The organism is Streptococcus pseudopneumoniae (assembly GCF_001074565.1).
GTDB classification, from domain to species: domain Bacteria; phylum Bacillota; class Bacilli; order Lactobacillales; family Streptococcaceae; genus Streptococcus; species Streptococcus pseudopneumoniae_J.
This window is the reverse complement of the sequence record NZ_JUQX01000029.1, coordinates 63,734-88,098: the sequence shown is the minus strand read 5'-3', so window position 1 is coordinate 88,098 and position 24,365 is coordinate 63,734. Positions and strand designations below refer to the sequence as shown.

Here is a 24,365-nt window from a genome sequence, read left to right as displayed (position 1 = left end):
TTTTAAGATTTTTTTAAAGAAATGAGGTATAATAAATCATAATCAAAGGAGAGTATCATGTCTAATTATCGTAGAACTTCTAATAAATCAAAAACTGAACACATTAAAAAAGGATTTACTGTCTTTCAAAAAACGATTGCTACCATCGGTAGTATCCTTGGTCTCATCACCGCTACTATCACCATCATGAACGCCATGGATAATAACAAAAACAACAAAAAAGAACCGACGACAACTCAAACAACTGTTGTCAAGGAAATTCAAAAAGAATCCCCTCAGGAAAATACTACACCTAACAAGGACAACACTTCTACTAAAGAAAATACCTCGCAGGAAGAAACTCCTCAATCCAATAAAAAGGAAGAGCAAAAAGAAGAGAAGAAAACAACAACTCAGGATTCTTCTACACCTGCTACAAATAAAGAGACAAGCGATAACGGAACACAGTCAAATACGACAAGTTCTGAAACTAAAACAAACCAGTAACCACTAAAATAGCTTCCTTCCAGCTTTGGAAAGAAGCTATTTTTTATTGTTGCAATACTTTTCGTGGTTTGGTTCCTTCAGCTGGACCGATAACACCCGCCATTTCGAGTTCTTCCATAAGGCGGGTCGCACGGTTAAATCCAACCGACAAACGACGCTGAATCATCGAAGCACTGGCTTTCTGCGTCTCGATAACCAGAGCCTTAGCTTCTTCAAAAAGCGGATCGCCACCAGCTTCACCGTCAGAGAAATCTCCTTCATTATCTGGGACGTCTCCTGGGTCAAAGCTATCATCATAGTCCGCATCAGCCTGATCCTTGATGAAGTTTACGATGCGTTCAACATCATCATCCGAGATAAAGGATCCTTGCAGACGGACTGGGTGATTTTCATCAATTGGTTTAAAGAGCATGTCTCCTCTACCAAGTAATTTTTCTGCTCCATTTTCATCCAAGATGGTTCGTGAATCTGTTCCCGATGAAACTGCAAATGCTACTCGTGATGGAACATTGGCCTTGATGAGACCAGAGATGACATCAACCGATGGGCGCTGCGTTGCAAGAATCATGTGAATCCCTGCAGCACGTGCCTTCTGTCCGAGACGAATAATGGCATCTTCCACTTCCTTGCTAGCCACCATCATAAGGTCTGCCAACTCATCTACAATGACAACTATCAAAGGCAGCGGCACTTGTTTGTACTCAGATTGTCTATTGAATTCCTCGACCTTGGCATTGTAACCAGCGATATTTCGCACTCCAACCTTAGCGAAGAGTTCATAACGGTTTTCCATCTCATCCACCACCTTTTGCAGGGCCTTGCTGGCCTTGCGTGGATTGGTCACAACTGGGATCAAAAGGTGAGGAATGTCATTGTAAACGGATAACTCAACCATCTTAGGGTCCACCATCATAAACTTGACCTGGTCTGGTCTTGCTTTCATGAGAATGCTCGCGATAATACCGTTAACTGCGACTGACTTCCCTGATCCCGTCGAACCTGCAACAAGTAGGTGGGGCATCTTGGAAAGATCAAAGGTTCGAGCCGTTCCATTGACAGCCTTACCCAGAGGAATTTCGAGGAGATTTTCTGGTTTAGTCTGAGACTGTTCCCAGAGTTCACGGAAGGAAACGGTCGCAATTTCAGAGTTAGGAACCTCAATTCCGACTAAGGATTTACCAGGGATTGGAGCCTCTATCCGAACATCCTTAGCTGCTAGAGCTAGCGCTAAGTCGTCTGCCAGATTGGAAATACGGTTAACCCGTACACCAACGGCTGGCTTGACTTCATACTTGGTAACTGATGGTCCAATTTCAGCCCGTTCCACCGTTACCTTGATACCAAAGCTAGCAAAGGTTTCTTCTAGGATTTTGATATTTTCTCGAACAATCTTCTTTTCCTTGGACTGATCTTTGGGTTTATCTGGCGCAAAGAGTTGCAAGCTTGGTAGCTTGTATTCAAGGGCTTCCTTGGCAGAAAAATCAACCTGCACCTCTTCATCCTCAAAGTCTTCTTTCATATCTGGAACGTCAAAATCAGTTTGAGGGAGGATAATCTCCGGTTCGATCCATTCTTCCTCAGGAATTGGGTGGAAATCGTAGTCTGGTACTTCTGATAAGATTTCTCCAGTTTCAGGATCTACAGGAGGAAGCGGTAATGCATCCTGTTCTTCTTGTTCTCTCTGAATTCTGGCTGCTTCTTCAGCTTCTTGACGAGCCTTCTCTTCTTCTCTCTTGATGAAGCGTTCCTGTTTTCTCTGTTCCTGTTTTTCCATGAAGGATCTGAACTGAGCTCCAATAAAGGCTGCAACATCATAAATAGACCAAGGACTAACTAAGAGTGCCCCAACTAGAATCAAGAGAACTCCAATAAAGTACGACCCGATATTGGAGAAAAGAAAGGCTATGGGGATATAAAGTCCAACACCAAGCAGGCCTCCACCAGCAAAACTAGTCACCCGCATGCCAGTAAGGTCCGTCATAACTTGAGACAAGGTCCCTTTTAGAACTGCTTGCTCCAAGCCAAATTTCCAGACAAGATAGGCCTCAAAAATCAAGAGCAGGCCAGCGAAGATACAGAGAAATCCTGACAGAAGCCCCTCTTTCTTGCGTATCCATTTAAAAAGAAAAAGATAGATGAGGAGGGCACCTATAGCCACGTAGGCCAAACTTCCGACCACCAGTCGAATGAGATTGTAAAGAGTGACACCTGCCGCGCCGAGTTTGAGGGCTGCAATAATCAACAATAAGGCAATTCCTAAAGAAATCAACATCCTCTGGATAGCCTGTTTTCTTTCGAGTTCTGCTTTAGACGGTCTTCGTCTTGTTTTTGTAGTATTCTTGTTTGCCATTCTTCTATTATACCATATTTCACAGCCATTTCGAATAGAGAAAAAGATTGCACCAAATGGTAACAATCTTTCTATTCTAATCCTTTTTATGCTTGGGGTTTGCGTAGGTAACCATAAACCACACCACTTACAATTGCTCCAATCAAGACAAAGACTAGGTAAAGTAGGGCATTTGAAGTTAGAGCGATAACGAAGATTCCTCCGTGTGGTGCCATCAATTTGATACCAGCAAGACCAACGAGTCCGCCTGCTACTGCAGAACCAAGGATGAAGCTTGGGATAGCACGAGCTGGGTCAGCGGCACCAAACGGAATCGCACCTTCAGTGATAAATGACAAGCCCATGATGATGTTTGTCAAACCAGAGTTACGTTCTTCTTTGGTAAATTTATCTTTGAAAAGAAGGGTTGCGACAAAGATAGCAAGTGGTGGAACCATTCCTCCAGCCATAACTGCTGCCATAGCTACAGAACCACCTGAAGAAACAGTCGCTGCAAGCGTACCTGTACCAAAGACATAAGCAGCTTTGTTGACTGGTCCACCCATGTCAACAGCCATCATGCCTCCAAGGACGATACCGAGAAGGACAGCTGAACCTCCTCCAAGACCGCCTAGGAAGTCATTCATAGCAGTGTTAATTGCTGCCATTGGGATGTTAACAGCTAGCATAACAAATCCAGTCAAGATTGTTCCAAGAAGTGGCAAGAGAAGGATTGATTTAGCCCCTTCAAGTGAACGTGGAACTTTAACGTATTTCTTGATGGCAAGAACTAAAGCACCTGCGATAAATCCACCAACAAGGGCACCTAGGAAACCAGATGAGACACCTGCAAGAGTTGAAGTTGCTTCACCACCTGCGGCATAAGGAATTTTACCAAAGGCAAAACCTTCTTTGGCAATAGCACCAGCTACAAAACCAGCGACCAAACCAGGTTTTTCAGCGATAGAGTAGGCAACATATCCTGCAAAGACTGGGAGCATCAAGCCAAAGGCAGCGCCACCGATTTTCATGAACATGGAAGCTAGCTCATGGTAGGATCCGAGATTACCAAGACTATCTTGTGGTACACCAAAAGCTCCGTCGATTAAGAAGGCGAGGGCAATCATGATCCCACCACCGATAACGAATGGCAACATTTGGGATACACCACTCATCAAGTGTTTGTAGAAAGCACCACCGAGGCTTTGTTTTTCATTAGATGCCGTTGCAGCTTTGGCTCCATTGGCAGCACGATAAACTTCAGCATCTCCTGAAAGAGCCAAGTTGATTAATTCTTCTGTTTTACGGATACCGTCTGCAACTGGACGGTTGATCAATGGTTTACCATCAAAACGATCCATCTCAACAGCCTTGTCTGCAGCGATGATAACAGCCTTAGCCTTGCGGATGTCTTCCGCAGTCAGTTGATTCCCAACACCGCTAGCACCATTGGTTTCAACCTTAATACCAACACCCATTTCCGCAGCCACTTTTTGAAGGGCTTCTTGGGCCATGTAAGTATGGGCAATCCCTGTCGTACAAGCTGTAACAGCTACGATAAAGTCGCCAGAGTCATTAGCAGGTGCTTGAACAGGTTCCTCCGTTTTTTCTGAAGCTTGGTTAAATAGTTCGATAACTTGATCTGCAGATGTTACTTGACGAAGTTTGTCAGCAAATCCGTCTTTCATCAAGTATTGAGACAATTCTGCCAAGGCTGCCAAGTGAGTATCATTTGCACCTTCTGGAGCAGCAATCATGAAGAAGAGGTCTGTTGGTTGCCCATCCAAGCTCTCATAGTCAACACCCTTGTTTGACTTGGCAAAGAGAACTGTTGCTTCTTTGACAGCAGAGTTTTTACTGTGAGGCATAGCGATTCCATCACCCAAACCAGTAGAAGTTAGAGCTTCACGCGCTAAGATTCCTTCTTTAAAGATTTCAAAATCCGTCACATAACCGTGATCTACCAAGCTATGAATCATTTCTTCAATAGCTGCTGTTTTTTCAGTTGCTTGCAAATCCAGCAACATGACATCTTTTCTCAATAGGTCTTGAATTTTCATCGTTTTTCTACCTCAACTTTTTCATATGTTTCTTTAATAAATTCCGCCGTTGCCAAGTCATCTGAGAAGGTAGTTGCTGTGCCACAAGCCACTCCCCATTTGAAGGCCTCAACTGCATCTTTAGATTTGACAAATTCACCTGTAAATCCAGCTACCATAGAGTCCCCAGCCCCAACTGAATTTTTCACTGTTCCTATGATTGGTTTAGCGAAGTAAGCTCCCTCAGATGTGACAAGAAGGGCACCGTCCCCAGCCATAGAAATAATGACGTTTTGAGCTCCTTTAGCTAGGAGTTCACGAGCGAATTTTTCAATTTCATCTAAACTTTCAAGTTTAACACCAAAGATAGCTCCAAGCTCGTGATTGTTTGGCTTAACCAAAAGAGGCTGGTAGTCCAAACTATCAATCAAGGTCTGTCCTTCAAAGTCACAAACCACTTGCGCACCAGTCTGGCGTGTCAATGCAATCAAATCCTTATAGATAACATTGCCTAGGTTCTTAGCACTCGAACCCGCAAACACAACGGTATCATCTGCAGTCAAACTAGATAAAATAGCTTTCAATTCTTCTAGCTGAGACGGTTCGACGGTTGGACCAGTCCCATTGATTTCTGTTTCTTGGTCTGCTTTAATCTTGACATTGATGCGAGTATCTTCAGCTACTTGGACAAAACGAGTTTCGATTTCTTCCTCTGTAAGGGTATCTGTGATAAATTTACCAGTAAAGCCTCCGATAAATCCAGTCGCAGTATTAGGAATATCCAAGCGTTTCAAGACACGACTGACATTGATTCCTTTCCCTCCAGCAAACTTATCATCACTGTCCATACGATTGACACTGCCGACTTGAACTTGGTCCAAGCGCACGATATAGTCTATGGATGGATTAAGTGTGACTGTATAAATCATACTTCTATTACCTCCGTTTTCTTCTTAATAGCCTGCAAGAGCTCATGCCCTTGACTTGTGATGACAATAGCGCGTTTAAGTGGTGCTACCTTGGCAAAGCAAGTTTGTCCAATTTTGGACGAATCCACCAAGACGTAGGTCTGTTTGGCATTCTCCAAAATAGCACGCTTAACGGCTCCCTCCTCCATATCAGGAGTCGTATAATAACCATCGTCTACACCATTCATCCCGATAAAGGCACGGTCAAAGTGCAATTGATTGATTTGGTTAAGAGCAACACCACCGATACATGCATCTGTTGCCATCTTGACACTTCCTCCAACCATGACAGTTGGAATCTGTTTTTCAACCAACTGAACCGCATGGTGAATGGAGTTGGTCACAACAGTGATGTTCTTATTAACCAATTCCTTGATTAAAAAAGCAGTTGTCGTTCCAGCATCGATAAAGATAACATCTTTTTCCTTGATAAGAGAGGCTGCTTTCTGAGCAAGTAACTTCTTCTCTTGAAGGTTTTTGACAGATTTTTCTTGGATGGTTTCTTCTTCCTGCAAGGAGTGGGGCAATTCTGCTCCTCCATGCACACGGCGAAGCTTGTTTTCCGCCTCCAACTCATCCAAATCTCTTCGTACCGTTGATTCTGATGTTTCTAATAAACTAACCAATTTTTCTAGGGAAACTACATGATGTTGATTTAACTCCTCTAAAATCAGTTGCTTCCGCTCAGTTTTTAACACCAAATCACCTCCTGTTATCGTTTACACTAATTATTCTAGCACAATTTCCGGCAAAGTCAAGCATTTTTTGTCACTTTCTTTCAAATTCTATCATTTTTCTTATTTCCAAAATTTTTATTGCAAGATAAGTGGCTTTATGGTAGACTATTTGAGTAAGTATTGGAAGATTACTCAAGAGGCTTAAGAGGCCGTGTTGGAAACGCGGTAGGCGTGTAACAGCGTGCGTGGGTTCGAATCCCATGTCTTCCGTAGAAAAACCAAAACTGCATTTCGGTGCAGTTTTTTTATCGCAAGCATTTAAAAATCAAATAATACAAACACTATATGATTTCATAAAACAAAAGGATATAGATTTCTAGGATACGACAAAAATGTTGTATCCTTTTTTACAAAAGACTGCCAAGGAATACCAAAGACAAAAATAAAAAACGTTGATTTAACAACGTTTTACCAAGGAACGCAAAAGAATGCAAAGAAATAATGGAGCCGGTGGGAGTCTCTGAAATATTATTAAATTAAGCTATATTTAATTTTATGACTCCTTTTATAACTCTTTAACCAAAAACCGTGATGTTTGTCACAGATCCTGTTTATATCCATATTCAATTTCAGCTTTGCGTCTGATTTCTGCTGCTTCTTTCAAATCTACGCTACTGCCTAAATATTTAGGTTTCTTGTCAACATTGATATAAGCAACGTATCTCTTTTTTCGCTTGTTGTAATATACCCCTCGCACTCCAGTCGTACTTTTTGCAGTTGGCTTATTGGTTTTTAACGATTCAGGATCACTGATTTCAGCCATTCTCTCTTTCGTGCTGCGATTATGCTTGCAACCACAACTAGAATATCGGTCTATCTGATTGCTTTGTAATTCGATGTGATTTCCGCAATGCTTGCAAATACAATTCCAGTAAACACGTTGATTTTTCGAGTACGCTCTATCGATAACCTTGAAATTATCTGTTTCAGTATTCGTCAAATCCTTGAAGCGCTTATGGTTTTTCTCTTCGTTCAAGCACCCACAAGATCTAATCTCCTCGTTTTTTAAGTGGTCTCCTCGAACAAAAGTAACTCGTCCACATTCACAAAGACAATGCCAGAGAACTCTCCCTCTGCTAGTTCTTTTCCCAACGTCGCCAAGGACGGTCAGACGGCCGAAATGCTGGTTTGTTAAATCATCTTTTACCATATCTTACTCTTTATGCTGCTACTTCCATGTGCAATTTTACCGCACGCATAGCTAGTGACCACACGCTAGTTCCTGGCCAAGCTTCTTTTTCCATATCTTCAACATTTGTCATTTTTGTGTAAGCGTCCATTTCAAACGCAACACCCAATTTTTTGCAAGCCCAATCCCAGGCTTTTGCTTCTTCAGATGTTTCAGCGTTTGCAAATTTTTGGTTAACACGTTCAACAACTTCTTTTTCACGGCCCCAAGCTTCTTTCAAGCAAAGAGCAAATGTTTTTTCACTTTTCCACTCCATCCATCCAAGATGTTCAAAATCTGCAAGAGTGATATCGTCATTGTTAAACAAGTTCCAAGCTTCTTTCATGATTCCTGATTTGTCATAAGTTACTTTTTTCATTTTGGTTTTCCTCTTTTTGTTTTATTTATCTTACAAGTATAGTATATAACATTTGTTATATATTGTCAACAGAAAACACAAAGAAATTTAAAGTTTTTTTATTTTAGAAAGTACTTTCAGAGAAAATAAAAAAGCCTTTAAATAGGCTTTTTAAGGTGTTTCCTGCATTTGGTTCGCAAGCTCAGTTAATTTGTGACCAGTCTCGATTGTGAGATTCTCAATGCTTCTTTTTTTATTGATTAAAGCTGAAATTGTTGGTTGGGCAACACCGCTCATTTTCGAGATCTGATAACCACTGGCATTTTTCAATAGCCATTCGATTTGCTTTGTATCTACTTTCATGTTATACTCTTTTCTAGGTGGTTACTCTGCCACCTTATTTATCTTACAAACCCCCTCATTTTTTGAGGGGGTATTTTTTACGCTTCTTTTACTGATAAATAACGACGCTTCCAGCCTTTGCGATGATCTGAGATTGCAGTCAAGTCACGCATATTGAATTTCCATTTGTGACTGAATTCGTGCAATTCACGAGCTTTCTTTAAAGCTTCACGACGATTTTTAGCTTCAACTGTCATCAAGATATTTTCTACGAAATCAGTAGAATGTTCTTTAAGATTAGATGATTGAGAGATGATAATGTTGAAAGTTTTCATTGTAAGTTCCTCCGTTTTTGTTTTATTTATCTTACAAGTATAGTATATAACATTTGTTATATATTGTCAACACTTTTCTTTAACTTTTTTTAAATTTTTTAAAAAATATTTTTCTAAACAAAAAATGCGCCCGATTCGGGCGCCACCTTCTAAAAAGGTTGTGTTCGGTTAGACCTTATTCTCACTGTTCGAGAACTAAAATATAACTCGAATGCATTATAGCATGATTTTTAAAAAAGAGCAAACAAAAAAACCGCAAGCATAAGCCTGCGGTTACAATTCGAACAATATTTTAGAAATTTTCCTTTCTATTTTTAAAAAAATTATTTCGCTGTAATCAAGCCATTAGGCTCAACCGTGAACTCTGGCTTGTCTGCCATGCTGCCATCTTCTTTTAGGTAGTACCAACCTGAGCCGTCGGCCGACTTAATGAACTGTTTGGACTTCATGTCGCCGTCCTTGGCATCGAGATAGTACCAATGGTCTTTGTACTTGACCCAACCAGTCTTCATAGCTCCTTCACTGTCGAAATAATACCATTTTCCATCAATCTTTTTCCAGCCAGTAGCCATAGCTCCTGAAGGGTCTAAATAGTACCATTTGCCGTCGGAATGTTTCTTCCATTTGTCTTCCAGCAGGTATCCAGAACCGTCAAAATAATACCAGGTGTCATCGATTTTTTCGAATTTCTCTTTTGGATAAGAGCCATCTGAACGAACATACCACCATCCAGTGGCGTTCTCCTTCCATCCAGGTTCCACGTTCGTACCATTCTCGATATCCTGCTTAAATTGTGAACGACTAATCCCCCATTTCGCAAGATAGGGATAAGGATCAACGTGGTCTGAATGGTTATCAGGCTGGTTATTCGTACAGTATTCATGCGTCTTGATACCCGCTAAATCGTCTGTATCAAGAGTTTTGGGCAAGCCTGCTTCGTCCGCAAGGTTTCGTAGCAGTTCGATATAAAGACGATAGTCTGTCATGAACTCTTCCTTAGTTGAATGGCTTTCAATTAGTTCAACTGCAGCATAGGTCTCAGCATTCCAGCCGCCACCTACGTCCCAACTTCCGTTATTTACAGGCCCGACCTGCATCACACGACCATTTCCTACAACATGCGAAAAGAACCCAAGTTCAGGGTCTTTGCGCCAATGGTAGTCCGCTTCATTTTGAGCGGTTGAGTTACGGTTTCCTGTTGAGTGAGCGTGTACTTGTCTGTAAGGTCTCACACCGACCTGTGGCAATCCACTTCTTAATCTGCTTGTATCAATGTCCATCTTTACTGTCCTTTCCACGCATCGTTCATCTGCTTAACTGCAGACTCGACGAATGTGTCGAGATCCTTATCAGTCATGCTGATGTTATACTTGCTAAGCTCAGCACGGATTTTCGTACGGGCTTGCTCCAGCTTCTCCTCACCTTTATATCCGGTTTCTGAAGCGACCTGCTCCACTGCGTTGACTGCGTTTTTTGCCAAGATTTCGACGATCTTGATGGTCTTTTCACCACCTTTTTGTACCAGGTAGTCTTTGACTGCTTTGACTGCGATACCTGCCAAAATGACAAGGATGCTGATTGCTCCATTTGTAATGATTTCAGTAATCTGTTGCATTTGTGTTTTCCTCCGCAATTTCTAAATTTAAGTATTTGTTAAATAAGGCATCGATACGCCCATTTCCACCGAGTTTCTTATAGCTCGAGTGCATTTTGTGGATGATATCCGACTCGTGAACACTTGTATATCCACGCTTGAGAGCGACTGTAATATCACGCTCAAGCCGTAGATACATAGTAGCTAGATGCGCTTCATCATGTACTGCTAGCTTGTTGTTGATCTCGGTTATGTTTTGCTTGTTCTCTTCACCGATAGCGTGAATAGTGTTCAATTCGCCTTTCAGCTCCTTGAATTGTTCTTGGTTGAGGTGACCTGCTTTACTGGCTCGCATACCGAACCAACCAGTAGCGACAACTCCGATTGTAGGAGCAAGCTGAGTGATAGCGTGGATTGCTTTTTCAAAAATTTCAGACCATGGCATAAAATCCTCCCTAATCGATCCGTGGCATGACAATAGTCAAAATGCCTTTTTGGAGCATTTCGGCAAGAGCCTGTTCTTTCCAAGTGTACCCTTCAGATGGTTGCATCTGGAATTTCAGGATTGTTGGTGTTTCTTTCGGCCATTTTGGATTGGTATCGTAAGGGTAAGGCATGGATACGATATCACCATTCGCATAACGACGGTCCTTGACAAGTGGCTTGATGAACTGCGCAACCTTGCTATAAGTGTTCGTGGGCATGCCACCATTTTGTCCAATCGCTAGAGCAATGAGAACTTCAGTAATTGCTGATACGCTATCGATGTTCTCTTTGTTAGCTGAGAGGTCCGTCTTAGCTTTGGCCAAGGATTGAACAGCTTGCTCAATCTCAGCTTGTGCCTTCACAATTGCTGAGCCTGGTTCTAGCTCGGCTTTCAGGATATCCAGCACCGCTTGAATCAAGACATCCTCTTGCTCATTTGTACGGTCTCCTACAAGCTCACGCATGTTCGTACTGTACCGATTGCCTTCTGACAGACGGATTTCAACAACTGTCTTGAGATTGTCGCCAAAGCCTCGTGTGTAAGGCTTGCCTGCCAGTTCATAATTGTTAATTGCCATTTGTCATTTTTCCTTTCACTTCCTCAAATTTTGCTTTGAGTTCTTCGTCAGATTCGATGATTTTCTTCATCTGCTCAAGTTCCATAGCGGTTACTGTGTAGAGAGCCTCTAGAGTAGCTGATTGAGTAGCTTCATTACTGACTCTCTCACTTAAAGATTTGATTGTTAAGGTGCTGATTTGTTTGTCTTGTTCATTCATGCTATTTTCTCCATTTTTTCTATTTTTTGATTGAGCTCTTGAATGGCCTTAATTAAATAAGGCACCAATTCAAATGTTCGATACGAGTATGCGCCATCTGGGTTTTCAAAGAAAGCTTCAGGAACATATTTTTGGACATCCTGAGCCATGATACCACAAGCGATATCTTCTATTTTGCCACCGTACTCTTTGCGATAGCTGTACGTTTTAAGCTTCTGGATAACATCGAGGCCAGATACTGTGCTGTCAGCAATATTCTTCTTGTAACGTCTGTCTGATACATCTTTGTTTAATAATATCCAATCGTAAGTTGTGTCCGGTTTGTAAAGGTATAAGCTACCACCAGATTTATCGATATGCGAATAGTAAGGTGAATATATCCATTCACCTCTTGCATTTTTACCATTATCGTAAAATACCTTGCCTGTAACCTTCAAGTTTCCGTGAATCACTGGTGTGTTCCAAAATTCAGCGGTATTGTAGCAGAACATCTGTCCGTTATTTTTAACAAACCAGGCTCTGTCTCCATTCTTGTCCCAACTACTTCCCCAGTTTACCCAAAGAGCCGTTTGATTCCATGAACCAGCCCCATTACTCATTCCGACATAAAATTGATTCTTACCCGTTATCCAATAAGACGAAGGGTCTTTATCGTGAGTACCAATTTGGAATCCACCAATACGTCCCTTGTAACCTTCGAGCAAAGTCGCAGTAACTACGACTGAACGTATTTTTTTGATGAACGCTTCCTTAGCGGCAAGCGTATCTGTGAAGATATCGCTTGAGACGAACATCCGAGCCATTGCCGAGTCCATAATCAACTTATCTGCTGTGATAGTCTTTGAACCAATAATCTCAGCATTCAACTTCGCAAAATTCCCCTCACCAACGAACAAGCGTTTGAAGTAGCCTTGAATAGCCGTCAATTCATCAAGCAGGGTCCGACCTTCAAGTCTGATCGTCTCAGCTTTAATGCCTGCATTTCGGCCAGCTAAGTTAAAACCAGCGATGATTTCATTGACGCTGTTTTTATTATGGACTCCCCACGAGCCAGCAAGTTGATTTTGGACCGTGCGAACCGCTTCGTCTGTATCTTCAATAGCAGGACGAGTACTTGTTGCAAGGCTTCCCTCTTCTAATTGAGGAGCTAAAACATCAATATAACTTCCTTTTCCGCTATTCAATAAGTAAACGTAACCGATTGATAATTTTCCAGTTTTTTTTCGCTCGCTGGAAAATGTCAAAAATGTCCATTTATCATTTTTCAAGATAAATTCTGGACTTATACCTGTTGGATCATCAGGTTCCCAGTAGTTTTGTAGTCTGACTCTTTGCCCAGGTGAACCTTTTACCCAAACAGACATAGTATAGACTCCTGGTAAAATTTTAAATCCATCCTGAGCAATGCCTATTGAACCTTTTGGATCATTAGAAACTATACGTACTGCCTTATTCAAATCAGGTACAGGACTATCCAAAACATCAATCGTCCGAATACTTCCAGAACCTGAGCTACGAAATGTCCCAGAATCCCATGAACCTGAAGCCACACTCATCTCTTTGATTCCCCGTATATAATTTCGACCACCTTTTGTAGCCTTCGAAACCTCAACTTGAAAAAGCTGATTAGTCAGAGTCATGCGAGCAACCTTCTCAGCGATACCATTTTCAGTATTCCCCAAAATCCGCTCATATAGCTGACTGGTTTCTTTCACACGCTGAAAATCCGTCTGGTTAGCCTTGTTCTCGATTTGAGAAACCAAGTTAGTGAATTGCCCATCAACAGTCTGCTTGTACTCAGCGATTTGAGTAGCAATTTGGCCATCCGTCGATGTCTTCACTTCCTCGATTCGGCGCTCAATCCCACGAATACCCTCTCGATACGTGTTCTTGCCGACGTAACCGTCAACAACCTCGTTTTTCAATTTGGTTATATCAGCGGTTGCCTGCTCGCTGATTTGTTTCGCCTCTTGAGCAAGCAAAGTATTTGCTCCGACCTTTTGTAAGGCCTCGTCTGCTTTTTGCTTGATTTCGTTCAAACCAGTGCTGTCGAAATCACGAAACCGTTGGTCGATTGTCTCAGAAAGTTGTCTTTGCATCTCTTCCGCTTTAGCTTTGGCCAGTTCAATCTGGTCGTTAAAATCTTTCTTGATTTTCTCGACTTTCTTGTCAAAACCTTGGTCAGCTTCTTCAATTTGGTTTTGAATTTGCTTCTCAAATTCGCTGAATTGCTCAATCTTCTTCGTGAACGTTCCTGCGTATGAATACTGAGCATCATTGCCAGATTTACTGTCTGCGCTGATACGACCACGCAGACCACCCTTAAACGTGAACGATTGGCTCAATACTGGCGATTTGAACGTCTCACCCTTGTTCGTCTTGATGGTTACCCACTGACCAACATCTAGCAGTAAATGGCCTTGGTAATTCAAATTGAACGGATAGTATCGAATATCCTTGATTTTGTGATAGAGATTATCCAAAATCGATTGAGACATAAATAGATTATCCAATTCCAATGATCGACCAGTACGCATACCAACCGTGAGAGTCTCCTTCTCTTTTTTGCAGGTTATCCCAGCTATCTGATACTGAACTTCACTTTTTGTCAAACCGTGCATAAAATAGCTATCTGCTGTAATTGTGATACCTGAGTCAGTCAATTCTTTGATCTCAAGTTTACCCTCTCGATTAAAAAAACAAGACATCCCGAGCATCTGAGTAGCTAGACTCAAAATATCTCTGAATGTCATTTTCTTTTCTTTGGGAATTTTATCAATAACATAATTCATGGATGTTAAATCCATGTTTTCGTTCGCAAGTACGATACCCGTTTTCAGACAAATCTCTTTGATGACTTGTCTGATTTCTGCTGGATAAGTCAAATCTGTGATATGTTCACGATTGAGCTTGAACATCCCATCCATTAGATCAAGCGTAGTCGTGTTACGGTTTCGGTCAATCTCAATATCATTGATGAAGTATTCACCCATTTTTACCCATTCGTAGGTTCCGTCTACCAAAAGGCCGATTTCAGGATAAACCTTATCTAGCTTATTGAACGAGGTAATAATACTTGTGAACGTGATCTTACCACTACCAGCACACGTTCCGCCCGGCTTATAAGTATCACCCTTAATATAGCCATAATCAAAATGAGCCTCTTTGATATTGCTTGACTGATACTGACCTACTCTGATAGCAAGAGTACGGTTTTTGGCGAACATCGCTTCATCAAATTTCTGTCTTCTAAATATATCCATGTTCTAACCTACCTTTCTACCAGATTAAATTTAGCGCCTGACCATGGCTTGAACTTATCAGTAAATGAATAACTTGGAGCTGTTCTGTCTCCAACATAAAAAGTACCTGTTGTTTGACCTCTTACTGGGTCGGGATAAGAAACTTCAAAAAAGACTGATGATACGGCATTTAAAAGCTGACTCATTTCATCTTGAGTCAGCATGCCCCATTCACAATCTAATTTTCGTTTGGTCGTGATACGGTCACGCACCATGTCTCCGTTAGCATTTCTACCTGTTTCTCCATCGATATCTTGGATACCGACCTGAAAAGATTTGGGAGGCTTAACAGCCACCCCATTAATAATTAAGCGTGCCATTTTACCTCCCTTTAGATGTTAAGCAAGACTTGTCCTGCACGTTCTTGTTCTCGATTGATTTCTTGGATGGCCACACGACCAAATTCGTGTCCACCGATTTGAATAACGATGTCACCGCTACCGCTGAAGCCTCCTGATTGTGGTAATCCACCGCCCAAGGCATTGACTACCGCACCACCCACGATGCGACCCATAGTCTGCAAGAATCCAGTGTTTTCAAGAGGCATAACGACTTCTTTACCAGCTTCACCAATCATGGCCACGGTCGGACTATCAACGATACCTCCACGAGCGAGACGAGGGAGACTAACGTATCCAACGCTACCAAGAGAGACGCCCGGAATCTTGTTAATTAAACCGATAACGCCATTAATCATACCGATAAAGCCGTTCACCACATTTTCAATTGTGCCGAGAACCGCATTAACTGCGCTCTTGAATGCGCCACCTACTGCGCTCCCGACCATTTGACCAGCATTCACGAAGATATTCTTGACCGTGGTCCAAACGCCACTGAAGAAACTTCCAATCGTGCTAAAAGCGTTCTTGACCGCTTCAAATGCAGTCTTGAACATATTCCCGAACCAAGCAGAAACGTTTGCAAGAGCATTTGTGACATCGTTCCATCTCTCGCCAAACCAAGAACCTAGTTTGCTAAAGATATTGGTTAGACCTGTCCATGCTTTTTGGAACATATCCGTAAACCATGCCCCAATATTAGCCAAAGCATTAGTCACATCTGCCCAACGTTCTCCGAACCATGATCCAATTGGTGTGAAGATATTAACGATAGCGTCCCATGCGCCTTGGAATACACCAGAGAACCACTCTCCGATACCAGAGAAGATGTTTACAATGGCATCCCATGCTTGCTGGAACTTCTCACTAAACCATTGACCTATTGGCTCAAAGATTTCTTGAAGTTTCGTCCATAGATCGCTGAAAAATTCGCCAATCGCTTTACAAATACCACTGATAAAATCACATAGTCCTTGCCATGCAGTTTTAGCAAACTCAACAACAGTATCCCAGTTTTGGTAGAGCAAGACACCGATACCGATTAAGGCTGCGATTGCTGCAATAACTAAGGTTATCGGACTAGTCAAGACTGCAATAGCTCCATTGAGTGCCCATGTTGCGGCTGCTGCAACTCCTGCTGCAACTGATTGAGCGATTTCCGCTGCCGCTGCAAGCCCCATTTGTGCTGCATGAACACCCCAAGCTAGTGCAGATTTACCAAGTTCTAAAGCAGTTTTCCCTAACTCTACAATCAATTTACCTGAATTGACTACAAAGTCTTTTGCATACAACGCATTCAAATAGATGGTTTCTCCGAAGCTGACCAATTTATCAAATGTCAAAGCTTTCAAAGCTAGTCCAAGATTTTTAATTCCGCTAACAATAAAGGAAACCTTGCCACTTAGTAATTCGAATGCCCCTGCAAGTCCTCCTGCTTGTTCTGCCCACGCCAAGAATTTAATCCCCTGCCATGCAGTTGCAAGCGTACCAATCACACTAGCGATTGTGGAGATAATCTCTTTATTTTCTTTACACCAATCAGAAAAAGCAGTAAAACCATCAGCTACAAGTTTAATTGTATCAGCCAGTATTTTTAGCGCTGATAAAATAGCTCCACCTAGCAAATCAGCGACGCCTTCAATACTTAAACCAAATGTATTAGACAAGAACTCAGCAAAAGGTTTCCAACTTCCTTCCCAAAGGATTTGGATGATATCAATTAGACCGTTAAAAGCATTCGCAATAGAGTCAATAGCAGGGGCTACATGTTCATCGTAGACACTACTTAATCCATCGCCGAACTTATCAACAACACTCTCAATGGTTTCAAATATCGGAGCTACAATGTCTAAAAGGCTTTGGAGCATTGAAGAAATTTTAGGAGCGCTTGTCACAACGATTTTTTCAAATCCTTTAAACAAACTTCCTGCTAATTTACTGCCAACTTCGACCATTGCTGATGTCAAGCTCAATATTGTTGACACAATAGCGCTACCGATACGAACCGCACCAGTTGAAGTAATAACGTCGTAGAAAGCACTAGAAAAGGCCTGAGCGATGTTTCCTACTGCCTCTGCAATATTACCAACATTATCAAACAAAGCGACTAGCGCCCTGATAATACGTTCTTTCTGTCTTTCAAGGCCGTTTGCAATACTTTCAGCAAGGGAAACACCAATACCCAAACCGATAGTGGCTATTGAACCTGTCACTTGCCCTAAAGCATAAGCGATTTTTCCAGTCATTCGGTCAAAAGCATTCACAACCCTAGGATCAGTAGCGATTTCCTCAAGAGTTTTCTTGATTCGTTCTAAAGCAGCTTTGATACGTTCAATACCTTCTGGTCTAAACGCTGCATCAAAACCTTTTTTAAAGAGGTCAAACAACCCTTTTAGCTTATCTCCGAGGCCGTCGAAAATGCTCTTGAATTGGTTGCCCATGTCGGTCAACTCGACTTCTGGCAAGATGTCTTTGAAAGGTCCGCCACCGCCTCCCTTTCCTTTACCACCTTTGCCTCCGCCACCGCCTCCTCCGCCACCAGTACCGCCTGCGTCGTCGTCTTTTGGTTTTTGCAAGATGTTAATCTCATCAAATCCCAATAGACCAAGCAATTCTTTAGCAGCTTTCTTAGCGTTTTTGGCTGAGTCTCCAAGATTATCAGCAAGTCCTCCAGCTGAATCTCCAGCGTCGTCAACAGCGTCAGCAAGGTCTCCTGCTCCGCCTGCAGCGTCTTTCATGGCGTTACCCATGTCTCCGACCGCTCCACCAACTCCGTCTTTCACGGTTGCTTTCTTGTTGAACATCAAAGCGATAAACTCAGCGAGTTTAGCAGTCACGTTCTTTAATACCATAGCAAAAGAGTTCAAGACAGGCATAATGGCATTGATAATCGGTAACATAGAGTTGCCAAGGTTCAATGCACTATCTTTCATCAGCGACTTAAATAGACTGATACTGCCGTTGACTGAGTTGGATAAGGTGTCTCCATACTTTGCCGTAGCCTGTTCCAAAATAGCCATAAGACGGATTTGTTGCTGTGTTTGATAGTCCAACTGTTGCCAGCTTTGCCCATTCGCGAACTTCTTAAAGGCTTCAGTCGATTCAATCATAGCCACATTGACGTTGATTCCTAGGTCTTCAATCGCTTCCGTGTTCCCTAGCAAACCTGAGCGAATCCGCTCCATAACGTCTGTAATCGTGCGCCCTGAACCTTCAGCAACAACTGCCGATGTCTGCAACATCTTAGCAGTATAGGCGCTTAGCTTGTTGGTATCTTTGATAAATCCAGAAAATAGGTTTGAGTAGACTGCACCGTAGTTAGTAGCCTCACCCACCCCCATATTCATAGCATTGGCGTTATCATTAACCCATTTTAAGAAAGATTGCGAACTCTCGCCCATCTGTCGCTTGATTTGGTTCATAGACGCTGATACTTCAAGAGCTGTCTGCGTTGAATACATCCCAACATCAAGTAATTTCTTACCAAGGATTGCAAAGCCGGCAAACTTAGCTAGTTTGCCAAACGCACTACCGATAGAGTTCGACTGTTCACGAACTTTGGCAGTGGCATTTTTCACTTGGTCAGATGTTCCTTTGACCTGATTCTCGACTTCTTTCATCTTCTTCCTGAAAGGTGCTATCTCAGCGTCAATCATAACTTTTAATTCGTCAAGAGTTGCCATTCATTTCCTCCTTTCTTTTGCGATTGTGTCTCTCTGCAAAATCACGCATCCGTTCCTTATGCAACAAAAGCGCTTGTCTCTGTCGTTCCTGTTCTACCGCTTGTTGTTCTTCTACAAACAACTCAGGCGCATATTCCCAGAACTCAAAGACCTTGGCATCTTTAGATAACAATAAGGAAACTTGGTTGGATATCATCTGCGAAAGTCTGTATGAGTCAATAATCTTCTCTTTACGCTCTTGGATTTTGACACGGTTATAACTTTCAATCATTTCTCTGATTTCAAGCACCGTCAAATCCCAAAAATCAAGAGGCTTGCCCCCGATGTCCAAAAACATTGGGTAAAGCCTCTCAATAATCTGCGTTACCGTTAAGATTACTCGACTACTGTCATTTTCTTCTTGGAAGTTTTCTTGTCCTTGCTTCCTCGTGGAGTAAAACCCGATACTTCAAAAAGTGGCATTAAAACCTCTGTCATGAAGGTTGTTTGGTCTCCACCATTGTCCACGTATTCATCGTATAGATCATAGACATCATCAAAGGAATACCCATGTTCATACTGCTGCAAGGCGCCGTGAACTAATAACAGCATAACTTTCAAAGGTGGCAAAGTGAACTCTTCGCCGGCTTCAGGCATGAAAATCTTCAGCAAGTTCATGCCGATTTTTTCTTCCACAGTTGCAGCTTGATGAGATGTCAAACGTAGCTTCAACTCTTTTTCGTCAGTAACTTTCCAAGTTGTGTATTTTAACGCCATCTAATTAACCTCCAATACCATCAACAAATGTCAATTCAGACTGCAATGCAATCTTAAGTGTAAACTCGATAACGGCATTGACACCGCCACCGCCAAGCTTAACAGATACTTGGCCTTCAAAATTGACCTTAGTACCGTCAGGGTAAGCTTGTTCAAATTGGAGTTTTTCCTTATTGTCTGCGGCTTTACGCAATACACGATAAGGTGCGTTTTCATTATCGTTCTTGTAAGAGAATTTGTATTCCAATTCCCCTGCGTCACCGATACCGAACTCATACTTCTTAACTTTATCTTCAAGAGTAGTGTTCTCAACTTTTTCAGGTTCGATACCAAACTCTGGTACTTCTTTAAGTCCTACAAGCTTAGTATAGCTACCTTCTGTTTTTCTATAAGAAAGCGTAATTCCATTTGCTAACATGTTTAATTCTCCATTCTAAATTGAAAAACAAGCTCTGAGTCTAATTCAACGACACCTTCAAAACGCATGACCTTATGTCTCAAATGTGACGGGTCTGGCACGTCTTGGCAGTCGGTTCTTCGCAAACCTAAAGACTCAAAAATCTGATTGATTTTAACAGCTAACTCACTAGTGCTGGTATCATCAAAGATATCCACCTTGTAGCGGATAGAGGATTTTTGTTCCTTGTCATCAAACCAATCTCCTGGCTTGTTTTGTTCTTCTAAAAAAATAACGACTGGGAAAGTCTCCCAATCGCTAGGATAAGTATCAGTCACATTATCTGCGACCTTTTGCAATTCTTTATAAATAACAGGCTTGATATTGATCATTATAATTGTTCTCTTATCTTTCTACGCACATAATTCGAAATATTCTTAGACACACGCTCTTGATTGTCTCTCAAAGCTGGATAAAGATAAGGCTGGGCAGGTTGACCATACATCTTGTAGAACTCCCCAATCTTTTGAAAATGGTAAGGTCCTACATCGATTTGGTCTTCATGCACATACCAAGGACTAGACCTGTAAGACACGCTAACCTCTGGGGAGATACCCGAATGGCTAGCTTGTCCTTTTGGTCCTGTTCCAAACTCAACATAAGGAGCGTAGTGCAGATTGGTGTAAACCTCTGCTATAGCCTTATCTCCGTCCATTTTTGCTCTAGTTTTGATACTAATTATAAGCTCTCCATCTCTCGCTGGTGCGAGTCTTCTTGCATCAGCTTGGACAACTTTTATAGCAGCATTGTGTACCGCACGTAAGACGATATCCTCGCCAGTTTTTTTGCTACCCAATCGTCTACATTTAGCTATGAGCCTATCTGCCCCTAGTAGCTCTGACACGTTCCAACTCCAAAACTTGATGGTGTGTGTAAACCTTTTTAGAAATAACCTTATGAGTTACTTCCGTCGGGCTGTCGATACACACACCATCTTTCACTTTGATAGTAGCTGACTTATTGGCATTTGCGTTCAAAATGTCGTTGACACGCTCACCATACAGCTCAGATTGTAACTTGCTACTAGCCGGCCACAATTCAAGACGGACTGTCTCAGCTTCCTTGGCATACCCTTCTTTTGCGACACCTTCCTCAGTGACAGTCTTTTCAAACCGTCGCATTGGATAAGGTTTCAGTCTACTCTGCTTCAAAAACATGGCCTGCCACCCTTGCTAGTCTGTGCATGCGTATTCGCTGTAGAAGACCCGTAGACAGGCCGTTTTCTCCGTAGACTACTGCTATACCACCCTCGGTTCTAGAATGCTCTCCTTCCGCTCCTGAGCGATTGTGGAGCTCGATAGCAACCTCAGGTATTAAAAGACTTAAAGAAGGTGTCAAAGATGTGCGATTAGTCTCTGACAAGATAAGATTTGTAGCCCTCATTTGGAGCAACATGAGAAGCTGAGTATCTTCTTCGCCTGTTAATTTCTTCAGCAACTCTATAGACATATCAATCCTCTTCTAAGAACTCAGGTTCAGGGAAGATTTCCTCAAGAACGTCTGAGATAGCGACACCATTGCTGGCAAAATTGTTAGTCAACTCAGCATAGCGCTCCTCAGTAATCTCAAGTTCCTCTCCTGCCAATCGTTTCACATTTGATTTCCAATCATAGAAATCTCGTTTGATTTTAAATTTCATAACTCAGACCTTATTTCTTGACTTTCCAGTTAGCTGAGTCAGAGTCTGGTGCAGTCGTAGAGCTCGTGATGTCTTTGATAGCAACATAGACTTTATCTTCATGCGTTACTGTATCACCTTCTTTATAGGTTGTTCCAGTCTTCCATTTTTTAGCACGGTTTACAACTTTACCTTGAGTAGATGGTTTAGCTTCAGGTTTAGAGTCTGCGATAGTAATGATGTATTTCTTGAAGTGTTCAAGAACAAATGCACCAGTGTACAGCAATTGCTCTACCAACTCACCAAATCGACCTGGAATGTTATCGTTGTACTTAGTATTATCAACTTGCACTGGGGATGTGACAACACCCGGAGCAGTAGCAAGGGCATTAACACCTTTCAAGAATTTAGAAGGTACTTTGTAGACTGTGTAGTCATCCAATTCACCAACATATCCTTTTCCAAGGACTTTCTTATCTGCGTCACCATGTGGTAGACGAACGATTTCAGACTTGATTGCTTTGTAGAATTTAGGTGTTACAAAAAGCAAACGCTCTTTTGTAATTCCGAGTTCATCTAATTTTTCAGAAACATCAAGAATTGCATTGTATGCGTTGTTCGCTCCTGCTTCTTTGCCCATAACCACGTTGTCACTTACGTTGCCTAGCGCTGCACCAAAACGTAGTTCATCAAGATATGGAGCTACTACTTCTGCTGCTTGACGTGCAATAACGTAATTGATATTAACTTGACCATTTGAGTCACGTTCGTCCAATTGGTCTACGAAACGACCCCAATATTTTTCTTCGTCAAGAGTATATACCTTTTCTTCAACTTCAACGTGGTCAAATTCGTTATCTTTGTTACGTTTGTAGTCTTTAAGCTCTGTTGTGTTCCCAGTTGCTACTGTAAAAGAGCGACCTTGCAAGGTTACTGCATCACTTGATGTTACAAGCGGTGTTGAATATGAATTTACTGCAAGAACATCCTCAATAATCCCTAGATGTTTCTTGCGTGATTCTGCTGTGTTTAATTCTTCAAATGCCATTTATTTTTCCTCTTTTCTTTTATTACAAGAAGTCTTTACGCCATTTTTCTGTGACTTCTTGCTGGACTGTTTGTGCATTTTTGATAGGTGCACTACCTTTCATACGCTCAGAAACTCCCTTCTGAACTGACTCTTCCCATGCTTTTTGGATAGAGGTAATAGACTCAGATACCGTCTCTGCGCTTGTCAAATCAACTACATTCACTAACTCAACAGGCAAGTCACGTTCACTTAGCATTGCTTTAGCTTCTGCGGTCAATTCCTTGCGAGCAATCGCTTGTTCACGATTAGCTAGTTCTTGCTCACGCTGATCTAACTGATATTTCTGCTTCTCGTCAGCGTTCATCTTAGCAAGTTTCTTAGCTTCGTTTTCTTTAGCTTCTTGCTCTGATTTCCACTTAGCAAATTTCTTGTCGATGATAGCATCGACGTCTGCGTCCGTGTACTTCTTCTCGTCTTGCGGTTGTGGTGTAGGTTCTGCAGGTACCTTTTGTTCTTCAACCGTTTCGACTTCGACTGTTTGTGTTTCTTCGTTCATTGCGAACCTCCTATTTTTTAAGTCGTCCCCGACTGTATAATTCCATGGCTTTTACTGTCATCAATGCTCGGACAAAAATAAAACCGTACGGGATTCCATACGGTTAGTTTTATAATTCGATTCCTTCGATTTCTGATCGAACTTCAAGCCAGTATAAATACTGACCCATGGCGCACTTTTGATTTTTCAGAACTTCAATTGAGCTTTTTGGCTCAAATTCAAGCGTACCGGCTTCGTATTTTACAATCATTTTGTGTAATTTTGTATATTTATCCTCAAGCGAATTATACTCATCAACAAAACGTCTTTGCCAATCTTCCATTTTTTTGTTTTCCTTTCTTCAAAAAAACTGATCAAAAATACCAGTTTATAGCAATTTATAGCGGTTTATAGCAGTCTGTTCCTGCAAGTCAAGATGTCGGATCACCTCCTAATCTTTAATGGCACGATTTGAAACCTTGGCGTAAACATCCACATAGGTCTCTTTCTTGTCTCCGTTATGCGTGATTTCTGCATAATTTCCACAAGGTTCGCTTGATGTAATTGCGTTCGTACTAACAAGAGCTTTCCAGTTTTGCAGGGTCTTGCTAAACCAGACTACAAAGCAGTCTTCTGCTTTGATTTCACGTCCTGACAAACGTGAAAATTCTTGTGATGCCAATTGTTTTGCTTTTTCTAACATTTTTATTCCTCCATTTTTTCGTATGTTTCTGCAAAAATATCAGGCTTACATGGATAAAATTCACCTTGAACACCTTTGATAATGTAGTCACCTTCTGTTGCAATCATCAATCCTTCAAGTGTTTCTATCTTTAAAACTGGATTATCCAAATCAGCATAATCTACACGAACTGGATCTAATCCCAATTCTGACAATTTCAAAATTGATTCTTCCGTATCTACGAACTGAACCGCCTCAATTACTACTGGTTTCTTTCTGTACTTCATTTTTTCAATCCTTTCTTTACACCTTCAACTATTCCACTGATTACGGCCAGAATAATAA

Annotated in this window: 30 protein-coding genes and 1 tRNA gene; 2 read left to right on the top strand and 29 right to left on the bottom strand. The window is 41.7% G+C overall.

From position 1 onward, the window contains the following. Window positions 1-57: 57 nt before the first annotated feature. Window positions 58-486, top strand: coding sequence for a DUF6556 family protein (locus ADI74_RS04660; RefSeq protein WP_049537340.1), 429 nt, complete (start codon window positions 58-60; stop codon window positions 484-486). Between the two features lie 43 nt (window positions 487-529). On the opposite strand, the gene ADI74_RS04655 is transcribed toward ADI74_RS04660, so the two are convergent. The 4 genes from ADI74_RS04655 to ADI74_RS04640 all read right to left on the bottom strand — a co-directional run bounded on the left by ADI74_RS04655 (window position 530) and on the right by ADI74_RS04640 (window position 6,520). Then, the gene (locus ADI74_RS04655; RefSeq protein WP_080980354.1) at window positions 530-2,836 is read right to left on the bottom strand and encodes a DNA translocase FtsK; all 2,307 of its coding nucleotides are present in this window, start codon (window positions 2,834-2,836) and stop codon (window positions 530-532) included. 86 nt (window positions 2,837-2,922) lie between these two features. Next, window positions 2,923-4,875 (bottom strand): PTS fructose transporter subunit IIABC, encoded by a 1,953-nt coding sequence (locus ADI74_RS04650; protein ID WP_049537337.1) that lies wholly within the window; start codon window positions 4,873-4,875, stop codon window positions 2,923-2,925. After that, window positions 4,872-5,783, bottom strand: coding sequence for a 1-phosphofructokinase (gene pfkB, locus ADI74_RS04645; RefSeq protein ID WP_049537335.1), 912 nt, complete (start codon window positions 5,781-5,783; stop codon window positions 4,872-4,874). Before pfkB ends, ADI74_RS04650 begins: the two co-directional genes overlap by 4 nt. Then, complete coding sequence (locus ADI74_RS04640) at window positions 5,780-6,520, bottom strand: DeoR/GlpR family DNA-binding transcription regulator (RefSeq protein ID WP_000920645.1); 741 nt, start codon at window positions 6,518-6,520, stop codon at window positions 5,780-5,782. The genes pfkB and ADI74_RS04640 overlap by 4 nt, the downstream gene beginning before the upstream one ends. 161 nt (window positions 6,521-6,681) lie before the next feature. On the opposite strand from ADI74_RS04640, the gene ADI74_RS04635 reads away from it, so the two are divergent. Further along, a tRNA-Ser gene (locus ADI74_RS04635) sits at window positions 6,682-6,769 on the top strand. Between the two features lie 328 nt (window positions 6,770-7,097). Here ADI74_RS04635 and ADI74_RS04630 read toward each other — a convergent pair. The 25 genes from ADI74_RS04630 to ADI74_RS04510 all read right to left on the bottom strand — a co-directional run bounded on the left by ADI74_RS04630 (window position 7,098) and on the right by ADI74_RS04510 (window position 24,307). Beyond that, window positions 7,098-7,709 carry an AP2 domain-containing protein gene (locus ADI74_RS04630; RefSeq protein ID WP_049537333.1) on the bottom strand — a complete coding sequence of 204 codons (612 nt, stop codon included), beginning with the start codon at window positions 7,707-7,709 and terminating at the stop codon, window positions 7,098-7,100. 10 nt (window positions 7,710-7,719) lie between these two features. Beyond that, window positions 7,720-8,106 carry an anti-CRISPR protein AcrIIA3 gene (gene acrIIA3, locus ADI74_RS04625; RefSeq protein WP_049537331.1) on the bottom strand — a complete coding sequence of 129 codons (387 nt, stop codon included), beginning with the start codon at window positions 8,104-8,106 and terminating at the stop codon, window positions 7,720-7,722. Between the two features lie 150 nt (window positions 8,107-8,256). Continuing rightward, window positions 8,257-8,448 (bottom strand): hypothetical protein, encoded by a 192-nt coding sequence (locus ADI74_RS04620; protein WP_049537329.1) that lies wholly within the window; start codon window positions 8,446-8,448, stop codon window positions 8,257-8,259. Window positions 8,449-8,525: 77 nt separating this feature from the next. After that, the gene (locus ADI74_RS04615) at window positions 8,526-8,762 is read right to left on the bottom strand and encodes a hypothetical protein (RefSeq protein ID WP_049537328.1); all 237 of its coding nucleotides are present in this window, start codon (window positions 8,760-8,762) and stop codon (window positions 8,526-8,528) included. Window positions 8,763-9,085: 323 nt separating this feature from the next. Then, a complete protein-coding gene (locus ADI74_RS04610; protein WP_049537327.1) occupies window positions 9,086-10,042 on the bottom strand; it encodes an N-acetylmuramoyl-L-alanine amidase family protein in 957 nt (318 codons plus the stop codon). A gap of 2 nt (window positions 10,043-10,044) precedes the next feature. Continuing rightward, the gene (locus tag ADI74_RS04605; RefSeq protein ID WP_049537326.1) at window positions 10,045-10,377 is read right to left on the bottom strand and encodes a phage holin; all 333 of its coding nucleotides are present in this window, start codon (window positions 10,375-10,377) and stop codon (window positions 10,045-10,047) included. Next, window positions 10,361-10,801 (bottom strand): hypothetical protein, encoded by a 441-nt coding sequence (locus ADI74_RS04600; RefSeq protein WP_049537325.1) that lies wholly within the window; start codon window positions 10,799-10,801, stop codon window positions 10,361-10,363. Before ADI74_RS04600 ends, ADI74_RS04605 begins: the two co-directional genes overlap by 17 nt. A gap of 10 nt (window positions 10,802-10,811) precedes the next feature. Next, on the bottom strand, window positions 10,812-11,420 hold the full coding sequence (locus tag ADI74_RS04595; RefSeq protein WP_049537324.1) for a hypothetical protein: 609 nt from the start codon (window positions 11,418-11,420) through the stop codon (window positions 10,812-10,814). Further along, on the bottom strand, window positions 11,410-11,619 hold the full coding sequence (locus ADI74_RS04590) for a hypothetical protein (RefSeq protein ID WP_049537323.1): 210 nt from the start codon (window positions 11,617-11,619) through the stop codon (window positions 11,410-11,412). The genes ADI74_RS04595 and ADI74_RS04590 overlap by 11 nt, the downstream gene beginning before the upstream one ends. Further along, complete coding sequence (locus tag ADI74_RS04585) at window positions 11,616-14,882, bottom strand: tail fiber domain-containing protein (RefSeq protein ID WP_239682808.1); 3,267 nt, start codon at window positions 14,880-14,882, stop codon at window positions 11,616-11,618. Before ADI74_RS04585 ends, ADI74_RS04590 begins: the two co-directional genes overlap by 4 nt. A gap of 8 nt (window positions 14,883-14,890) precedes the next feature. Next, the gene (locus ADI74_RS04580) at window positions 14,891-15,241 is read right to left on the bottom strand and encodes a DUF6711 family protein (protein WP_049537322.1); all 351 of its coding nucleotides are present in this window, start codon (window positions 15,239-15,241) and stop codon (window positions 14,891-14,893) included. A gap of 11 nt (window positions 15,242-15,252) precedes the next feature. Continuing rightward, window positions 15,253-18,942: a phage tail protein gene (locus tag ADI74_RS04575; protein ID WP_049537321.1), complete on the bottom strand. Its 3,690-nt coding sequence runs from the start codon at window positions 18,940-18,942 to the stop codon at window positions 15,253-15,255. Continuing rightward, the gene (locus ADI74_RS04570; protein WP_049537320.1) at window positions 18,929-19,279 is read right to left on the bottom strand and encodes a hypothetical protein; all 351 of its coding nucleotides are present in this window, start codon (window positions 19,277-19,279) and stop codon (window positions 18,929-18,931) included. The genes ADI74_RS04575 and ADI74_RS04570 overlap by 14 nt, the downstream gene beginning before the upstream one ends. Before the next feature lie 38 nt (window positions 19,280-19,317). Continuing rightward, window positions 19,318-19,698 (bottom strand): DUF6096 family protein, encoded by a 381-nt coding sequence (locus tag ADI74_RS04565; protein ID WP_049537319.1) that lies wholly within the window; start codon window positions 19,696-19,698, stop codon window positions 19,318-19,320. A 4-nt stretch (window positions 19,699-19,702) separates the two neighbouring features. After that, entirely contained in the window at window positions 19,703-20,116 is a 414-nt protein-coding gene (locus ADI74_RS04560) for a phage tail tube protein (RefSeq protein ID WP_049537318.1), read from the bottom strand. A 2-nt stretch (window positions 20,117-20,118) separates the two neighbouring features. Continuing rightward, complete coding sequence (locus ADI74_RS04555; protein ID WP_049537317.1) at window positions 20,119-20,487, bottom strand: hypothetical protein; 369 nt, start codon at window positions 20,485-20,487, stop codon at window positions 20,119-20,121. Further along, window positions 20,487-20,999, bottom strand: coding sequence for an HK97-gp10 family putative phage morphogenesis protein (locus ADI74_RS04550; protein WP_049537316.1), 513 nt, complete (start codon window positions 20,997-20,999; stop codon window positions 20,487-20,489). Before ADI74_RS04550 ends, ADI74_RS04555 begins: the two co-directional genes overlap by 1 nt. Beyond that, window positions 20,974-21,312: a hypothetical protein gene (locus ADI74_RS04545; protein WP_049537315.1), complete on the bottom strand. Its 339-nt coding sequence runs from the start codon at window positions 21,310-21,312 to the stop codon at window positions 20,974-20,976. The genes ADI74_RS04550 and ADI74_RS04545 overlap by 26 nt, the downstream gene beginning before the upstream one ends. Further along, entirely contained in the window at window positions 21,293-21,604 is a 312-nt protein-coding gene (locus ADI74_RS04540; RefSeq protein ID WP_049537313.1) for a phage head-tail connector protein, read from the bottom strand. The genes ADI74_RS04545 and ADI74_RS04540 overlap by 20 nt, the downstream gene beginning before the upstream one ends. 1 nt (window position 21,605) lies before the next feature. Beyond that, window positions 21,606-21,794, bottom strand: coding sequence for a hypothetical protein (locus tag ADI74_RS04535; RefSeq protein ID WP_049537311.1), 189 nt, complete (start codon window positions 21,792-21,794; stop codon window positions 21,606-21,608). Between the two features lie 10 nt (window positions 21,795-21,804). Continuing rightward, window positions 21,805-22,821 carry a carbohydrate-binding protein gene (locus ADI74_RS04530; protein ID WP_049537310.1) on the bottom strand — a complete coding sequence of 339 codons (1,017 nt, stop codon included), beginning with the start codon at window positions 22,819-22,821 and terminating at the stop codon, window positions 21,805-21,807. Window positions 22,822-22,843: 22 nt separating this feature from the next. Further along, window positions 22,844-23,359 (bottom strand): DUF4355 domain-containing protein, encoded by a 516-nt coding sequence (locus ADI74_RS04525; RefSeq protein ID WP_049537308.1) that lies wholly within the window; start codon window positions 23,357-23,359, stop codon window positions 22,844-22,846. 109 nt (window positions 23,360-23,468) lie between these two features. Next, window positions 23,469-23,681, bottom strand: coding sequence for a crAss001_48 related protein (locus ADI74_RS04520; RefSeq protein WP_049537306.1), 213 nt, complete (start codon window positions 23,679-23,681; stop codon window positions 23,469-23,471). A gap of 108 nt (window positions 23,682-23,789) precedes the next feature. Further along, on the bottom strand, window positions 23,790-24,041 hold the full coding sequence (locus ADI74_RS04515) for a DUF6275 family protein (RefSeq protein ID WP_000890164.1): 252 nt from the start codon (window positions 24,039-24,041) through the stop codon (window positions 23,790-23,792). Between the two features lie 2 nt (window positions 24,042-24,043). Next, the gene (locus ADI74_RS04510) at window positions 24,044-24,307 is read right to left on the bottom strand and encodes a hypothetical protein (protein ID WP_049537304.1); all 264 of its coding nucleotides are present in this window, start codon (window positions 24,305-24,307) and stop codon (window positions 24,044-24,046) included. Between the last annotated feature and the right edge of the window lie 58 nt (window positions 24,308-24,365).

What these genes read in the sequence shown, in the direction of transcription:
- ADI74_RS04595 (WP_049537324.1), bottom strand. Translation starts at nt 11,420, where the DNA reads ATGGCAATTAACAATTATGAACTGGCAGGCAAGCCTTACACACGAGGC.
- ADI74_RS04540 (WP_049537313.1), bottom strand. Translation starts at nt 21,604, where the DNA reads ATGTCTATAGAGTTGCTGAAGAAATTAACAGGCGAAGAAGATACTCAG.
- pfkB (WP_049537335.1), bottom strand. Translation starts at nt 5,783, where the DNA reads ATGATTTATACAGTCACACTTAATCCATCCATAGACTATATCGTGCGC.
- ADI74_RS04575 (WP_049537321.1), bottom strand. Translation starts at nt 18,942, where the DNA reads ATGGCAACTCTTGACGAATTAAAAGTTATGATTGACGCTGAGATAGCA.
- ADI74_RS04660 (WP_049537340.1), top strand. Translation starts at nt 58, where the DNA reads ATGTCTAATTATCGTAGAACTTCTAATAAATCAAAAACTGAACACATT.
- ADI74_RS04515 (WP_000890164.1), bottom strand. Translation starts at nt 24,041, where the DNA reads ATGTTAGAAAAAGCAAAACAATTGGCATCACAAGAATTTTCACGTTTG.
- ADI74_RS04555 (WP_049537317.1), bottom strand. Translation starts at nt 20,487, where the DNA reads ATGATCAATATCAAGCCTGTTATTTATAAAGAATTGCAAAAGGTCGCA.
- ADI74_RS04610 (WP_049537327.1), bottom strand. Translation starts at nt 10,042, where the DNA reads ATGGACATTGATACAAGCAGATTAAGAAGTGGATTGCCACAGGTCGGT.
- ADI74_RS04535 (WP_049537311.1), bottom strand. Translation starts at nt 21,794, where the DNA reads ATGAAATTTAAAATCAAACGAGATTTCTATGATTGGAAATCAAATGTG.
- ADI74_RS04615 (WP_049537328.1), bottom strand. Translation starts at nt 8,762, where the DNA reads ATGAAAACTTTCAACATTATCATCTCTCAATCATCTAATCTTAAAGAA.
- ADI74_RS04560 (WP_049537318.1), bottom strand. Translation starts at nt 20,116, where the DNA reads ATGTTAGCAAATGGAATTACGCTTTCTTATAGAAAAACAGAAGGTAGC.
- ADI74_RS04570 (WP_049537320.1), bottom strand. Translation starts at nt 19,279, where the DNA reads ATGTTTTTGGACATCGGGGGCAAGCCTCTTGATTTTTGGGATTTGACG.
- ADI74_RS04510 (WP_049537304.1), bottom strand. Translation starts at nt 24,307, where the DNA reads ATGAAGTACAGAAAGAAACCAGTAGTAATTGAGGCGGTTCAGTTCGTA.
- acrIIA3 (WP_049537331.1), bottom strand. Translation starts at nt 8,106, where the DNA reads ATGAAAAAAGTAACTTATGACAAATCAGGAATCATGAAAGAAGCTTGG.
- ADI74_RS04650 (WP_049537337.1), bottom strand. Translation starts at nt 4,875, where the DNA reads ATGAAAATTCAAGACCTATTGAGAAAAGATGTCATGTTGCTGGATTTG.
- ADI74_RS04655 (WP_080980354.1), bottom strand. Translation starts at nt 2,836, where the DNA reads ATGGCAAACAAGAATACTACAAAAACAAGACGAAGACCGTCTAAAGCA.
- ADI74_RS04545 (WP_049537315.1), bottom strand. Translation starts at nt 21,312, where the DNA reads ATGTTTTTGAAGCAGAGTAGACTGAAACCTTATCCAATGCGACGGTTT.
- ADI74_RS04630 (WP_049537333.1), bottom strand. Translation starts at nt 7,709, where the DNA reads ATGGTAAAAGATGATTTAACAAACCAGCATTTCGGCCGTCTGACCGTC.
- ADI74_RS04530 (WP_049537310.1), bottom strand. Translation starts at nt 22,821, where the DNA reads ATGGCATTTGAAGAATTAAACACAGCAGAATCACGCAAGAAACATCTA.
- ADI74_RS04565 (WP_049537319.1), bottom strand. Translation starts at nt 19,698, where the DNA reads ATGGCGTTAAAATACACAACTTGGAAAGTTACTGACGAAAAAGAGTTG.
- ADI74_RS04580 (WP_049537322.1), bottom strand. Translation starts at nt 15,241, where the DNA reads ATGGCACGCTTAATTATTAATGGGGTGGCTGTTAAGCCTCCCAAATCT.
- ADI74_RS04590 (WP_049537323.1), bottom strand. Translation starts at nt 11,619, where the DNA reads ATGAATGAACAAGACAAACAAATCAGCACCTTAACAATCAAATCTTTA.
- ADI74_RS04620 (WP_049537329.1), bottom strand. Translation starts at nt 8,448, where the DNA reads ATGAAAGTAGATACAAAGCAAATCGAATGGCTATTGAAAAATGCCAGT.
- ADI74_RS04605 (WP_049537326.1), bottom strand. Translation starts at nt 10,377, where the DNA reads ATGCAACAGATTACTGAAATCATTACAAATGGAGCAATCAGCATCCTT.
- ADI74_RS04520 (WP_049537306.1), bottom strand. Translation starts at nt 23,681, where the DNA reads ATGGAAGATTGGCAAAGACGTTTTGTTGATGAGTATAATTCGCTTGAG.
- ADI74_RS04525 (WP_049537308.1), bottom strand. Translation starts at nt 23,359, where the DNA reads ATGAACGAAGAAACACAAACAGTCGAAGTCGAAACGGTTGAAGAACAA.
- ADI74_RS04600 (WP_049537325.1), bottom strand. Translation starts at nt 10,801, where the DNA reads ATGCCATGGTCTGAAATTTTTGAAAAAGCAATCCACGCTATCACTCAG.
- ADI74_RS04585 (WP_239682808.1), bottom strand. Translation starts at nt 14,882, where the DNA reads ATGGATATATTTAGAAGACAGAAATTTGATGAAGCGATGTTCGCCAAA.